The organism is Denitrificimonas caeni (assembly GCF_027498055.1).
GTDB lineage: Bacteria > Pseudomonadota > Gammaproteobacteria > Pseudomonadales > Pseudomonadaceae > Denitrificimonas.
Window position 1 is genome coordinate 2,000,526 of sequence record NZ_CP114976.1, and the last position, 14,863, is coordinate 2,015,388.

At 46.0% G+C, this 14,863-nt stretch carries 13 protein-coding genes; 4 read left to right on the forward strand and 9 right to left on the reverse strand.

The genetic code is table 11. From position 1 onward, the window contains the following. The first annotated feature begins 222 nt into the window (after nucleotides 1–222). Together O6P33_RS09465 and O6P33_RS09470 are read left to right on the forward strand one after the other, a co-directional pair. Nucleotides 223–1,365, forward strand: coding sequence for an MFS transporter (locus O6P33_RS09465; protein WP_269817537.1), 1,143 nt, complete (start codon nucleotides 223–225; stop codon nucleotides 1,363–1,365). Nucleotides 1,366–1,700: 335 nt separating this feature from the next. Then, entirely contained in the window at nucleotides 1,701–2,654 is a 954-nt protein-coding gene (locus O6P33_RS09470; RefSeq protein ID WP_269817538.1) for an NAD(P)-dependent oxidoreductase, read from the forward strand. A gap of 189 nt (nucleotides 2,655–2,843) precedes the next feature. Here the strand turns inward: O6P33_RS09470 and O6P33_RS09475 are convergent, their stop codons facing one another. The 8 genes from O6P33_RS09475 to O6P33_RS09510 all read right to left on the reverse strand — a co-directional run bounded on the left by O6P33_RS09475 (nucleotide 2,844) and on the right by O6P33_RS09510 (nucleotide 8,148). Next, the gene (locus O6P33_RS09475) at nucleotides 2,844–3,146 is read right to left on the reverse strand and encodes a type II toxin-antitoxin system RelE/ParE family toxin (protein ID WP_269817539.1); all 303 of its coding nucleotides are present in this window, start codon (nucleotides 3,144–3,146) and stop codon (nucleotides 2,844–2,846) included. Further along, nucleotides 3,134–3,391 (reverse strand): type II toxin-antitoxin system Phd/YefM family antitoxin, encoded by a 258-nt coding sequence (locus O6P33_RS09480; protein WP_100689219.1) that lies wholly within the window; start codon nucleotides 3,389–3,391, stop codon nucleotides 3,134–3,136. Before O6P33_RS09480 ends, O6P33_RS09475 begins: the two co-directional genes overlap by 13 nt. Before the next feature lie 129 nt (nucleotides 3,392–3,520). Then, entirely contained in the window at nucleotides 3,521–5,146 is a 1,626-nt protein-coding gene (locus tag O6P33_RS09485; RefSeq protein ID WP_269817540.1) for a DUF2326 domain-containing protein, read from the reverse strand. Further along, the gene (locus O6P33_RS09490) at nucleotides 5,140–5,361 is read right to left on the reverse strand and encodes an ABC-three component system middle component 7 (RefSeq protein ID WP_269817541.1); all 222 of its coding nucleotides are present in this window, start codon (nucleotides 5,359–5,361) and stop codon (nucleotides 5,140–5,142) included. Before O6P33_RS09490 ends, O6P33_RS09485 begins: the two co-directional genes overlap by 7 nt. Continuing rightward, complete coding sequence (locus O6P33_RS09495) at nucleotides 5,358–6,161, reverse strand: ABC-three component system protein (RefSeq protein WP_269817542.1); 804 nt, start codon at nucleotides 6,159–6,161, stop codon at nucleotides 5,358–5,360. The genes O6P33_RS09490 and O6P33_RS09495 overlap by 4 nt, the downstream gene beginning before the upstream one ends. Before the next feature lie 606 nt (nucleotides 6,162–6,767). Beyond that, a complete protein-coding gene (locus O6P33_RS09500; protein WP_269817543.1) occupies nucleotides 6,768–7,229 on the reverse strand; it encodes a hypothetical protein in 462 nt (153 codons plus the stop codon). Next, the gene (locus O6P33_RS09505; RefSeq protein WP_269817544.1) at nucleotides 7,226–7,582 is read right to left on the reverse strand and encodes a hypothetical protein; all 357 of its coding nucleotides are present in this window, start codon (nucleotides 7,580–7,582) and stop codon (nucleotides 7,226–7,228) included. The genes O6P33_RS09500 and O6P33_RS09505 overlap by 4 nt, the downstream gene beginning before the upstream one ends. Nucleotides 7,583–7,731: 149 nt before the next feature. Further along, on the reverse strand, nucleotides 7,732–8,148 hold the full coding sequence (locus O6P33_RS09510) for a DUF1090 domain-containing protein (RefSeq protein WP_269819461.1): 417 nt from the start codon (nucleotides 8,146–8,148) through the stop codon (nucleotides 7,732–7,734). Between the two features lie 464 nt (nucleotides 8,149–8,612). Here O6P33_RS09510 and alaC point away from each other — a divergent pair, with 464 nt between their 5' ends. Next, nucleotides 8,613–9,818: an alanine transaminase gene (gene alaC / locus O6P33_RS09515; protein WP_269819509.1), complete on the forward strand. Its 1,206-nt coding sequence runs from the start codon at nucleotides 8,613–8,615 to the stop codon at nucleotides 9,816–9,818. Between the two features lie 181 nt (nucleotides 9,819–9,999). On the opposite strand, the gene hrpA is transcribed toward alaC, so the two are convergent. Then, nucleotides 10,000–13,911: an ATP-dependent RNA helicase HrpA gene (hrpA, locus tag O6P33_RS09520; protein WP_269817545.1), complete on the reverse strand. Its 3,912-nt coding sequence runs from the start codon at nucleotides 13,909–13,911 to the stop codon at nucleotides 10,000–10,002. Nucleotides 13,912–14,081: 170 nt separating this feature from the next. Here hrpA and yaaA point away from each other — a divergent pair, with 170 nt between their 5' ends. Next, nucleotides 14,082–14,861, forward strand: a complete 780-nt coding sequence (gene yaaA, locus O6P33_RS09525) for a peroxide stress protein YaaA (RefSeq protein ID WP_269817546.1) — start codon at nucleotides 14,082–14,084, stop codon at nucleotides 14,859–14,861. Nucleotides 14,862–14,863 lie beyond the last annotated feature (2 nt).

Genomic DNA, 14,863 nt, shown 5'->3' on the forward strand with positions numbered 1-14,863 from the left:
AATCAATTATTTGCGCGTAATATATCACGTTAGCTGTCATGCATTTGCATTTCTCTTGCGCCACACTGGGCCTTTCTTCCTAATTAAATGACTAAAACTATGCTTCCCCGCTCTGCTTTACAGCATGCTTGGCACCTGTGCAGCTTTGATCACGGCTTGTTGCACCTGTGGTAATTGCACCTCTTAGAATAAAAAATTTTATTTCCTATGAGTTAAATCACCATGTTTGCTATAAAACCCAGTACTGATTCCTTGTTATTCAATATTCTCGCATCCCGTATCGGCTATTTTATTGCCGGTTTTGGCCTGTCCGTATGGGCCCCTTTAGTGCCTTATGTGCGCCGCAATATCAGCATGAGCGATGCCACCTTTGGTTTAATGCTGCTATGCATTGGCGTGGGCTCACTGTGCTGCATGCCGATTTCAGCAGCACTGACCAACCGCTTCAGCATCCGCCGCTGCTTGTTTGTTATGACCTTGCTACTGCTAATAGCCCTCATCGGCATGGCTATGGCCCCGTCGTTGTGGCTACTGGGCATCGCTTTATTTGCCTTTGGTGGCAGCCTTGGCGTGCTGGATGTAATTCTCAACATCCAAGGTTTAAGCATTGAGAACCGCGCCAACCGCAGCATGATGTCCAACTTTCATGGCATGTTTAGCTTAGGCACCATTGTCGGCGCGGGTTCCATGATTGTGTTGCTGATGCTCGGTTTATCGGCACTGCTCAGCACTCTGGTGGTGGTTGGCTTAATCCTGATTTTGAGTCTCTATGCGGTCACAGGCTACTTGGATGAACGCACCTTGCGCGGCGAAGATGCCTTCATGTGGCCCAACGGCTGGATCTTACTGGTGGGCTTAATGTGCTTTATTGTCTATCTCGCCGAAGGGGTTATTTTAGATTGGAGCGCATTGTTTTTAATCGAAGAAAAACAAATTGCCACTGCCCAAGCTGGTCTGGGCTACGCAAGCTTTGCTGTACTGGTGGCGCTAGGTCGCTTCTTAGGTGACGCCCTAGTGGAAATGTTTGGTCGTGTGCGCATCATCACTGGCGGTGGTTTGCTGGCCGCAGGCGGCATTGTATTAAGCATTTTAAGCCCACACTGGGGCTTAGCATTAGTTGGCTACGCCTTGTGCGGACTGGGCTGCGCCAACGTCTCGCCGGTACTGATTTCGTCCTTAAGCAAACAAACCCACATGCCCACCCACCTCGCAATCACTGCTGCCACCACCATTGGCTTTGCCGGGGTACTAGCAGGACCCGCCATGATGGGCGCGGTAGCTCATTACAGCTCACTTAGCGCTGCCTTTGCTGTACTGGCTGCGGCCTTACTCATCGTTGCCGCTTGCGGACCACGCTTTAAATAAAGCCATTTCTTAGACAGCAACAAGAGTCGCAAAGCCGGTAAGTTAAGCTCTGCGGCATAAAGAGGTATCATGGTTGCAGTTGAGGCGATTTATTAGGTGGACGCGACTTAGACGCCACCTGCAAAACTTAGGATAAGGCTGTTAAGTCAGCTGCATGGCTACCTTTAGCGCAAACCTGCTTAATGGCCAGCCTCCCGAGCCAATAGCGCCTCAGAGAAAACACTGAATCGCACCAAGAAAAACAAATCAAAAATTCAGCTAAAAAATATCGGATACGCTTGGCTAACCGCATTACTGCGTGTAACCGTCAAAATAGAGGGAAGATAAAAGATAATATGAAAATTGTAATCTTAGAATCTTTAGGCATTAGTGATACAGAGTTCAATTTAATTACAAAACCTTTAGCCGATCATGGCCACGAGTTAATTGCATATACCGATGGCAAATTAGATGACGACACTCTTAAAACAAGAATCAAAGACGCTGATATTATAGTGATCGCCAATACACCACTGAGCGGTGAAGTGATCGATGCTGCAGAAAACTTAAAATATATTTCAGTGGCATTCACAGGTTTTAATCATATCGATTTAGACAAGTGCCAAGAGAAAGGGATTAAAGTATCCAACGCTGCGGGTTACAGCACCAACTCCGTAGCAGAAATCACCTTTGGGCTGATCATTTCACTGCTACGCAATATTGTACCTTTAGAGGCAGTCACCAGAAGCGGCGGCACCAAAGATGGCTACAGACAGCTTGACTTAAAAGGTAAAACTTTAGGCATCATAGGCACTGGAGATATAGGCGGCGCAGTAGCAAAGCTAGGCTTGGCGTTCGGCTGCAAAGTTATTGCTTATAACCGAAGTGAAAAGCCAGACTTAATCAGTAAAGGTGTTGAGTACAAATCGCTCGATGACGTCTTAAAAAACAGCGATATCGTTACCCTCCACACCCCACTCACCCCTGAAACCCAACACTTAATTGATAAAGATAAACTGGCATTAATGAAAACCAGCTCACTCTTAATCAATACCGCAGTGGGCCCGATTGTTGATAATGATGCATTGGCACAAGCTCTGCGCAACGGAACAATCGCTGGCGCAGGCTTAGATAGAGTCGATATGGAACCACCGGTTCCTGCAGATTACCCAATCCTAGATGCGCCAAATACAGTACTACTGCCACACATCGGCTTTGCCACAGAAGAGGCCATGGTCCGCAGAGCCGAAATCACCTTTGAAAATATTGTCAAATGGGAAAAAGGCGAACAGGAAAATACAGTTCTTTAAGGCCGAGTAACACAAACCTATCGCCGCGGTAGGTTTGTGTTTTTTACGCGCTGGTATAGCCGTGTAAGTGGATGTTTGTCTGGCTTAGGTTATTGCTTGTTATTAATGAGCCATCAGTGCTTGCGCCGAAGCGCACCGGTGACTTTGACGCAGCAAAGCGGAGACAAGGGCACCGCGTGCCGTGTCTGGTTAGCTGCTCTCCAGCATGTAAGCACGAAGCTGCCGCTCCTCTCGCATGACATATAGGATAAGAACCCGCTTATCATCTTCTCGATAAAAAATGCGACACGGAGTCACTACTACCTCCCTGTATACGGAATTGGGCAGTCCTGGAGGAACCCGTCCAGACTGGGGAAAATTCTCTAGACTCTCAATTTTATCAAACACTTTTTCGACCAAATGGCTGGCCGCTTCAGGATTATCCAACGCTACATACTCAGCGAGAGCATCCAGTTCATGAAGGGCTGGCTCCGTCCAGATTATTTCAGCCATTTACTCATTTTCTCCCTAGCCTCACTTTGGCTGTACGTTCTTCCCTCAAGCACAGCGCGCTCTCCCCGTGAGAGCCCCTCAAGCAGTTCAAGCCGACGCTGCATAAACTCGTAATCCTGCACATCAACGAGATAAGCGGATGGCTGACCATGTTCAGTGATCAGTACCGGTTCTTTGGACAAACGCAGATCTGCCAAGATTTTTGTGGCTTGGCGCTTAAGGTTTGTAACAAGCTCAACTTTCATGGACGCACCCTGATTAAGACTAACAGTGACACTATAGTATCACTATACGGGTTAAGCAATCACAGCTAACGCCGAGCTTTGCGGCAATTTTGGAGCGTAGCGGAAAAATTGTCCGTAAACAGCGTCTTGTTATGTTCTATTCTTCCACGATTTCCCAAATGCTAATCTCTCTGAGCTAAGAATTAAGAACTCGTTGCTCTTCACTAAATTTCGGGTTGCCTCTTTGAATCTACTCACCTTATCTATTGCAATAAATACTTGTTTTTTAGTTGATGAGTATTCTGCAAAAATGTCTTCAATTGCATGATCTTCAATGTTTGAAAATACAATCAAATCATGGATCAAAATTGGAAGATATGTTTCCTCAAGAAAGCTCATATCTAATGCAATCATATTTGCATATGCTTTACCTGTACCTGAATCTTCGTTGTGATTAAATTCATACTTAGTTTCAGTTAATATTATCTTAGGTGATACTGGTTTTCCCTTATAAAACCTATTGATGTACTTTGACATTGCTGCGTTCAATTTACTTTCAATAATAGAAAGTGACTGGGTCGATTTCTCTACTATTTGACCTGAAACCTCATCAGCTTTATCATCAATTGTTGATTTTATTTCACAAAACCTAATTTGATCACGCACGTCCTTTTCTTCGGAAGATAGTTCCAACATTTTATCTACTAGACCAGAAGGCTTACCGACGGCTCTAGCAGACTCAAGAAGTTTCAACTCAACCGATCTGATTTCAATTTCTAAAGATTCAATCTGCTCTTCCAATAAAGTCTTCTCTTCCCTTAATTCAGCTTTTAAAATCTTGCTGATTCCAGAATGAAACAGATCAACTTTAGCTAATTTCTTGTCATCAACTTCGGGAAAGTATTCCTTAAGTTTCTCAAAATTCTTTTTATTAAAAGTGTTGCCATAAGTCAGGTTATCATCTGTTCTTTTAAGTCTATTTTTTAAGAGGAAAAGACTGTTTACGAGCTCATCTTTTTCTGATTTTATTTTCAAATTTTCTTCGTTGAATATTTGATTTGCGTTTATAGAGTAATTTTCTAGACTACACTTAATTTCTGTAATTTCTGTTTCAAGTTTTTTAAGCCTTTCCTCACTTTTTTCTTTCTGTTTCGTAGTGAGCGACTTTATATAGCCCTCATTAAAAACACCTTTAAGAATGTTCTTCTTCTTCTCAGTTGCAGCTTTTTCCTTCTCCAACTCTCTTAAGGCACCATACAACGAAAACAGTTTAAGTAAGTTGGGCTTAATTTTTGAATAAGGCTCACTAGGAAAAGAGTTCAATGGCTTATTTGGGTTGTAGTTATCCTTACCCCAGATCCTGAAAAATGGGTTAACAGCACTTCTAAAGCTCGAACCATGCTCTGGAAATCCATAAATTTTCTTAAGAAATTGCCTGTATTCATCTAAAGATTTTTCAGGGCTCTCACTCTCACTCTCACTCTCACTCTCACTCAAAAATGACACAACCTTAGGGTCATTTGTGCTTCTAGAAAAACTATATTTTAAACCATCGAAAATGAAATCCACTTCAACGGTTACAATACCTACATTATTAATCACATCAGCGCACAACTTGATAAAATCATCACCAGCAAACGCGAAGTCCAAAAGCATTAAAACAGATGATTTACCAATGGAATTAGCTCCATCATCGGGGCCTGTTAACACGTTAAGGCCTGAGTTGAAAACTAGCCTTTTTTTAATTAATTGTGCACACCTCAACTCTTTTAACATTTTTTTACTTTCCCCAGTTCAATATCTATGTCAATTCTTCCAAGAACATATAAGACATCTAAAGCGTAGATATACTCATTCAGCCCTAAAAACTTCCGCTTAGTTTTCTTATATAATTCAACTACAGAAATTTCCTCAAATTCCTCATCTAGGATATACGTCATCTTGAAAGCTATAGAATCTTTGAATGGTATAGTTTTGCTCGGTGTAATCATGAGTAAACCTCACAATTCTGTACAAAGAAGGATACGATTATTTCTGATACCTCTGTATTTTTACAATCAGTACTGTTTTTTATCCAATCGGTTAGAGCTGAAAATATCTGAGTTTGATCTAAGTTTTGTTTTTTAAGTTTTAAATAGTAGGTCTTTACCTGACTATAGATTGTGTCTGATGTATATGGTTCTGATTTATCCAGCTCAGAGAATTTAGATTTTATATCCGAGTAGAAGTAAATAACATTATTCTTGATCTTCAGTTTAACTAGCCCGTTCAATGTTTCATCAGACTTTGAATCGACCGTAAGCGCTTCTAGTGACAATTCTTCTAAAGCCTCACCCGAAAATGAAGCTAATGATGCTATGACCTTATTTATCTCAACATCTATATTATTATCGAACCAACTTTTTTGTAGATTAGATAAGCGTTGAAGTTCCTTCTTTATTAGAATCATTTCACGGTAACCCTCAATAGTGCGAGGGTTGTCAAAAATCTTATGACAATCTCGGCAAAGGGCGATCAGATTACATTCATCATCGACATCTTCACTTAATCTTTCCTGCCCTTTGAGAAGATCAAACTCATGAGGCCTAGGACTATTAGGATATATATGAGCAACTTCAAAAAGCTTTGTCATTTGACCTTTGTTTTTTTTCATGAGTGGTTTGGTACATTTAGGGCAAATACCACCAACCTCATCAAACAAAACAAGCCCCATGTTTTCAGTAGGCTTTTTCCTTGTAGGGTTAGATTTTGCCACTTTAATTTCCTTATTATTTAAAAAAATAGTCGTCACAAACCGCAGTTAGAATATTTCACCGATGAACATAACGCCCAGCTTAGGGGCGGACTTGGAGTTGTTTGTGTTGCGCTAGCGTAGCGATAAGCGCATAAGCAAACAACGGAAAGGCCGTCCCAGCCATGCGCCTTTTGCATGGCGACTACAGCTGCTTGTTAAGTGTTGGCGCCACTTTGCTGCCTATATGTGTACAGAATGTAAATTACTACGCCTGCCAGAACAGTACGGACTGTGAAGCCTATATATGTATCTTGATGTAGCGCACCAAAGGCCTGAAAGCCCAAATATTGTATTGGTTGGTATAAAGCCACAACAGCATAAAATAGACACGATAAAATAAGAAATACTGAAGCTATACGCTTGTTTAATATCGCAAGAGCTCCACCTACCACCCCACAACCAGAAAATATAAATGTGAGCAATAAAGGAACAAAATCTATTGCCCTTTCTTCAGGTGAAAGGACGATGTAATACCCAAAGATTGTTGTCAATCCATATAGGATCAATACAGCTGACGCGATTATTCTGAACACTTAACGCCCGCCATAAACGGCGCGAGGAACGAGCGTCCGGCGACCGCAGGGAGCGAATTTAATGGCCTTGTTATGCACTGACAGCATCTATTCTGACTTTAGTTTTGGTGTAGTTTATTGGCGGATACTCACCGTGGTTTTGAAAGTACCACCACAAAAACTGCCCTTCAGCACCAAGCAGAGTGTCGCCAAACTTGCGGTAATCACAAAAGGCGATTTCTATTGCCCCGTAATTTTTTATTACCATGTCAAATTTCAACGAGTTGGCTTTCGATGTGGCATGCAGGTTTGCATGGCGGAAATATCTGGTTTTGAAGCTGGTTTTTGTTTGGCCTATGTAAAGGATGCAACTCTCTCCATTGAGGCGAGGCACTGGCTTTGAGGACAAGAAAAAATAGACTATGTTTTTTGCCTGAGCAGCCGCTTCCGAGCCATAAACATTTTCAAAAGCGGACTTTGAAAGCTCATTGATTTGACCCGGTAGGCGCTCAAATTTGGTCACCAAAGATGGCAAGTCATGCTTTGTAATCAAACCTGCTGCTCCGTACCCAGATGATCTGATAAATGGGTAGACCCATCAGGCAACCACTCAATGCTCAAATCACCATCACCAAAACGAACTATCCCTTCTTTTTTGGGCAACTCATTGCATTGGCCTCGGTGTGCAATAAAATCATCGAGAAGCTCAATCAGATGCAGCTTAAAACCAGACTCCGTAACCTGATCGAAAATATCTTCTTCAAGTGTCCAAGAAGTACCACTCAAGCGGTCTTCATCATCTTCCGCACGGAAAACCACCTCTCCAGTAACTTTTACAATGTCTGAATGTTGTTCGGCCAACGAGGCAAGACGTGCAGCTTCAAAATTTTGATCGAAATTTGACATATCTTTTCCTTTTTCTCATTGCTCTTTCAGCTTACGCGTCCTGAGCGACAGATTGCGCCGCAGAGGTGCATAACGCTCGGCACATGTGCCGCTGTGGAACCGCAAAGCGGTGGAAAAGCGGTCACCGTGCTGCCGCTTGTTAGCTGCATTTAATCTAGATTGGAAAGCTCATTTTCAAGATGTTTTATTTCGTTTTTCTCTTCTTCAATCTTTTTCTGATATTTGCGAACATCATCCATATCTCCATCTTCTTCAGCTTCCTTGAGATCAGCCTCATACGCTGCAAGATCTTCTTTGGCCTCATCTATTTCTTCGACCAAGTCCTCGCGAAGATCTTCATCAGTACAGTGCAGATTTGCCTCAGCCAATGCCTTTGCTAATCCAGCCGCCTTGCGATCATTACCTTTTTCTTCGGCAATGTTGAGCTGATTCTCTATCTCACAGAACTTCCTATCGCAACCTTTTAAGCTCCCACAATCCAAAGACGCCAAGGCTGGAACAGCTGTAAAAGTAAACAGCAGCCCAGCGAGTACGGTGGCTGGTATTGTAAATAATTGAGTGAACATCTTGATCACGACTCTCTCCCAGGTATTGGTACGAACAGCTAACAGCTTATTAGCAGGCATGCCCATTTCGCAGCCCGCCGCTTTTTCTTTAAATCAATATAAACCCATGATACACAAGCCTTTTTCATAAAAGGAGAGATTTGTAACAGCGACCAATCGCGCATGCACAGTATTTTTTTAAAGAGATGCGCACTTCCCCGCTGGACTGTTTTACAACGCCTTGATTTTTATAACTTAAAGTTAAAAATAAGTCGAAAACCAAGCTCTTCCAAGGGTGAAAGCCTGTATGTTACTCAATATCAATCTGCAGTGGCTAAATTAACCACGCCAGCACTTTACTGCATTAAGTATTTTTTATCCCTCCTCTTGAACTTCACTACTGTCAGGCGTAGCTTTATGCGCTTGACTCACGCATGAGTCAGCGTCGCTCAGACGGTTCTGGGCGCTTACGTTTTGAGGTTAACATGACTGATTCCCGTCAACCACGGCGCTTTTCGCGCATTGATCGCCTGCCCCCATATGTTTTCAATATCACCGCTGAATTAAAGATGGCCGCGCGCCGTCGTGGTGAAGATATTATTGATTTCAGTATGGGTAATCCAGACGGTTCGACACCGCCACACATTGTGGAAAAACTGGTACAAGTGGCGCAGCGTGGTGACACCCATGGTTACTCTACCTCGCGCGGTATTCCACGCCTGCGCCGAGCCATTACCAACTGGTACAAAAAGCGCTACGCCGTTGAACTCGACCCTGAGACCGAAGCCATTGTCACTATTGGCTCTAAGGAAGGTTTGGCGCACTTGATGCTGGCGACTTTGGATCAAGGCGACATGGTGCTGGTGCCCAACCCCAGCTACCCGATTCATATTTATGGCGCGGTGATTGCTGGTGCGCAAGTGCGCTCAGTGCCTTTGATTCCCGGTGTGGACTTCTTTGTGGAGCTGGAAAAAGCCATTCGCGAGTCCATTCCTAAGCCAAAAATGATGATTCTTGGTTTCCCCTCTAACCCTACCGCGCAATGTGTGGAGCTGGACTTCTTTGAGCGCGTTGTAGCGCTGGCTCGCGAGCACAACATTATCGTTATTCATGACTTGGCTTATGCCGATATTGTCTATGACGGCTGGACTGCGCCCTCGATTATGCAAGTGGAAGGCGCGCGTGATGTGGCGGTTGAGTTTTTCACTTTATCAAAAAGCTACAACATGGCTGGTTGGCGTGTGGGCTTTATGGTGGGTAATCAAGAGTTAGTTAGCGCCTTAGCTCGGATTAAGAGCTACCACGACTACGGCTCGTTCACTCCAGTACAGGTGGCGGCAATTGCAGCATTAGAAGGTGATCAACAGTGTGTGCTGGATATTGCTGAGAAGTACCGCCAGCGCCGTAATGTGATGGTTAAAGGGCTGCATGAAATTGGCTGGATGGTAGAAAACCCCAAAGCCTCGATGTATATCTGGGCCAAAATCCCCGATGCTTACGCGGCTATGGGTTCATTAGAGTTTGCTAAAAAGCTGCTAGCTGAGGCCAAAATTAGCGTTTCTCCCGGCATTGGTTTTGGCGATTACGGTGATGATTATGTGCGTTTTGCACTTATCGAAAACCTTGATCGTTCGCGCCAAGCGTTACGCGGTATTAAAGCCATGTTCCGTGAAGATGGCTTAATCGAATAACAACCTAAACCTGGATGTTGCCTCTTACGGGGCGACATCATTAGATAATTTATGCGTGTTGCTCCTCAATAAGTGGGCAAGCAACAGCCGCGACAAGCTTAAGATTAAGTTGCACCACGTCGACTTAAAAAGGTCGAACGACAGTGTAGTCGGCAAGCTGCCTAGGGCATTAGACGACTGCTCACTCACTCACCTGTGACCATTGTTTACTTAAGCGCTTATCCGACACCGGCACCTTAGTGCCCAATTGCTGGGCAAATAAAGACACGCGGTACTCTTCGAGCATCCAGCGGTACTGAGTTAAGGCCTCATCGTATTTGCCTTCTTGCGCATGTTTTTCTTGACGTTTTTTAAGCTTATCGACATAACCGGTTAACTCAATGGTCCAGACCCGATCTTGTTGCACTTGACTGGGGAGCTTTTCCAAACGCTGCTCAATGGCTTTTAGATAACGCGGGTATTCCTGCAGCCACTGTGCTGGTGTATCACGGACAAAGCCGGCATAGAGCAAACCACTCAACTGCGCTTTAACATCATTGAAGGCAACCGCCATGGACAGGTCAATGCGTCCTTTTAGGCGTTTTTTAATCTCATGCCAACGTTGCAAAATCAGCAGTACAGTTTTGGCTAAATGCTCCGCCACAGACACCAACTCACCACGTTTACTCTCAGCCAACTGCGCTACCGCTTCTGCAGTGCGCGGCAACACCTTTAGCCCCTGCAACATACAACGATCAACACTGGCTAACAGAATGTCTTCAGTGAGCGCTTCAATTCTGCCTAAGTCACGGTACAACAAGGCCATTTCCGTCAGTCCGGGCAAACGGCTGCGCAAATACCTCGCCGGTTCTGCCACCTGCTGCAGCAGCAAGCGTTGCAAAGCGCGGCGGTGTTCTTGATCGGCTTGTTGTTGAGTTGAAAAGCGCCCTTCTTGTACTTCACCGGCGTTATCCACTAAAGCGGGATAGACCGTCATCGCCATGCCCGCGACTTTATGGGTGCTTTGTTCATCAATGCTAAAGGTATCGCTTTTAACCTGTTTTGGTACGGCTTTTTCCTGCTTAAGATCGGCTAAAGCTTGTTGACTGGCAGCAGAAAAACGACTGCGCAGCTCATCCAAATCTCGGCCTTCACCCAGCTTTTTACCTTTGCTGTCAACCACTTGGATATTCATACGCAGGTGATCTTCGAGCTGCTCAGTGGCTTGCTGCCATAGCTCTTCTGCGACCCGCACACCAGTCATGCGCAGCAGTTGCTGGCTAAGCGTTTCGGTGAGCGAACCTTGGGCAAAGGGCATCCCTTCCAAGGCAGCGGCAATAAAGTCAGGTACCGGCACAAAGTTTTTGCGCACTGCCTTGGGCAAGTTGCGCACCATGGCGATGCAGCGCGTGGCTAATAAACCAGGCACGAGCCACTGCAACAAGGCTTCAGGCACTTGCGCCAGCAAGGGTGCCGGAATAGTAACGGTAACGCCATCACGCACATGCCCAGGTTCAAAGTGATAACTGAGTGGCAGTTGAATATCTTGCCAAGCTAAGGTGTCGGGGTATTGGTTTTCCGTCACTTCGGTGGCATCGCGCGCCAGCACATCGGCTTCAGTCATCAGCAACAGCTGTGGGTTTTTCTCGCTGCTGCGTTTGTACCAACGGTCAAAACTGGCGGTTTGATAAATATCCGCAGGAATATGTTGATCGTAGTAAGCAAACAGAGTTTCTTCATCGGCCAAAATATCGCGGCGGCGGGCTTTGGCTTCCAACTTGTCGAGGGTTTTTAAGAGCTCGCGGTTGGCCTGTAAGCAGCGCGCACGGCTCAGTATCTCATTGGCCACTAAGCCTTCACGAATAAAGGTTTCTCGGCTCAAAACCGGATCAATCGGCCCATAATGCACGGCGCGGCGGCCGATAATAATCAAGCCATACAAACTGACCTGCTCATAAGCCACCACTTGCCCACGGCGCTTTTCCCAGTGCGGCTCTAAATAAGTGCGTTTGAGTAGATGCTCGGCCAGTTGCTCGGCCCACTCCGGCTCAATTTTCGCCACTAAACGGGCAAACAAACGGGTGGTTTCCACTAATTCAGCCGCCATCAACCACTGCGGACGTTTACGCCCCAAGGTGCTGGAAGGGTGAATATGAAAACGTCGCTGCCGCGCACCTAAAAAGTCATTGTCTTCAGTTTTTTGCCCGATTTGACTGAGCAAGCCTGTCAGTAAGGCTTTATGCAGTTGCGCGTAATCACTGGGCTGCTCGTTAAAGGGCAGCTTAAGCTCGCGGCAAATCAAGGTGAGCTGACGGTGCGCATCGCGCCATTCACGCATGCGTAAATAATTGAGAAAATGCGTGCGACACCAACGGCGCACCCCAGAGCTGCCCAGCGCTAAACGCTGCTCTTCAAAGCTGCGCCAAATATTAATCAGTACGGCAAAGTCGGAATCAGGATCTTTCCAGGGTGCATGAGCTTGATCGGCGGCTTGTTGTTTATCCGCTGGGCGCTCACGGGGGTCTTGAATCGACAAGGCACTGGCGACAATCAGCATCTCGCGCAAACTGCCTTGTTCGGCAGCAGCGAGCAACATGCGCCCTACCCGTGGGTCAATGGGTAAACGCGCCAGCTGCTTACCTAAGTCGGTCAGCTTGCTGTCGCGATCCACCGCGCTGAGCTCTTGCAGCACATTAAAGCCATCACTGATCGCCTTGCCTTCTGGCGGCTCAATAAAGGGAAAGTCTTCAATCGCACCAAGGCGCAAATGCAGCATCTGCAAAATCACCGCGGCCAAGTTGGTGCGCAGAATCTCCGGATCAGTAAATTCAGGCCGGCCTAGAAAATCTGCCTCGCTGTATAGGCGAATACAAATCCCCGCCTCCACTCGTCCACAACGGCCTTGGCGCTGATTGGCACTGGCGCGCGAAACCGCTTCAATCGGTAGACGCTGGATTTTCGCGCGATAACTGTAGCGACTGATGCGTGCCGTACCACTATCAATCACATAGCGAATGCCCGGCACGGTGAGCGAAGTTTCCGCGACGTTGGTGGCCAAAATCACTTTACGCGCTGCGCTGCTTTGGAAAATCTTTTGCTGTTCGCTGGGTGATAAACGTGCATACAGCGGTAAAATCTCAGTGTGCTTGAGCTGGGCTTTGCGCAACACTTCCGCACATTCACGAATCTCGCGCTCACCGGGTAAAAATACCAAGACATCACCGGGCAAACGCTTTTCACGGCGCTCATGCTCAGCGATTTCTAGCAAACCATTCAAGATACCCTGATCAACACTGAGGTCTTCTTCAAGGGTATTACCGTCTTCATCTTGGCTGGCCACTAACGGGCGATACCAGGTTTCCACCGGATACGTACGGCCGGACACTTCGATAATCGGTGCGTCATCAAAATGCTTAGAGAAGCGCTCAAGATCAATGGTCGCCGAGGTGATAATCACTTTTAGATCAGGGCGGCGCGGTAGCAGCTGTTTGATATAACCCAGCAAGAAGTCAATATTAAGACTGCGCTCATGGGCTTCATCAATAATGATCGTATCGTAACGCTGTAGAAAACGATCACGTCCTGTTTCCGCGAGCAAAATACCATCGGTCATGAGTTTAATCAGGGTGCGTTCATGACTCTGATCTTCATAGCGCACCTGATAACCCACCAGTTCTCCCAGCGGGCTGGCGATTTCTTCAGCAATTCGCGCGGCCACACTGCGCGCCGCCAAACGCCGTGGCTGCGTATGGCCAATCAAACCTTGCGTGCCGCGTCCAAGTTCTAAGCACAGCTTAGGCAACTGCGTGGTTTTACCAGACCCCGTCTCACCGGCAATGATCAGCACCTGATGCTTGGCTAACGCCTGTTTAATGTCTTCACGGCGCTCGGCAATTGGCAAGCTGTCATCGTAGTGAATCTTTGGAATGCTTAAGCGACGATTCGCCACCTGCTGGCAGGACTTATCCAGATCCTGCTGCCACTGCGCTAAGGCGCTGTCATGCGCAGGCTTTTTCAGCAATGCCTGCAAGCGGCGGCGTAAGCGATGCTGATCAGCGCTCATGGCGAGTTTAATCTGGGAAAACAGTGGGTTGTGCTGTGCTGGTTTGCTCATTAACGCCTAATACATATCTAAATCAGAGCTGGCTATTGTCGCAGATTTACTGGCGTATTGCTGTATTAGCAACGCACTCGCGCCCTGATAACTTGTATACTCGAGGCATATTGTCCGCTTATTCGCTTGCTGGTCTATTATCAGCAGCCGCATTACAAGGATCTGCTTAGATGTTAATGGTTATCTCTCCGGCGAAAACACTCGATTACACCAGTCCTCTGGCCACCACCGAGTTTACTCAGCCTCGCTTTCTTGAACAATCCAGCCAATTAATTGCAGTATTGCGCCAGCTTGCGCCCAATGAACTGGCAGAATTAATGAAACTGTCCGATAAATTAGCCGGCCTGAATGTGGCGCGCTTTACTGAGTGGCAACCCGATTTTAATTTAGACAATGCCAGACAAGCTATTTTGGCCTTTAAAGGTGATGTCTATACCGGTTTAGATGCCCAAAGCCTGAGCGCGGAAGACTTTGACTACGCCCAGCAGCACTTACGGATTCTATCGGGTTTGTATGGCGTACTGCGCCCCTTGGATTTAATGCAGCCCTACCGCCTAGAAATGGGTACTAAGCTCGACAACCCTAAAGGCAAAAACCTCTATGAGTTTTGGGGTGAGCGCCTCACCCAGTCTCTCAATCAATGCTTGGCGGAACAAAAATCTAAGGTACTGCTTAACCTTGCTTCCAACGAGTATTTTAAAGCGGTCAAACCCAAGCAGCTGGACGGCACTTTAATTAATGTGGATTTTAAAGACTTTAAAAACGATCAATATAAAATCATCAGCTTTTATGCGAAAAAAGCCCGCGGGATCATGGCGCGCTATGTGATCCAGCATAAAATTGACAGCGTAGAAGCGCTAAAAAACTTTACTGAACAAGGCTATTACTACAGCGCTGAGCAATCGAAACCCGATCATTTAGTCTTTTTACGCGATCAAGCGCAGGAGTAGCA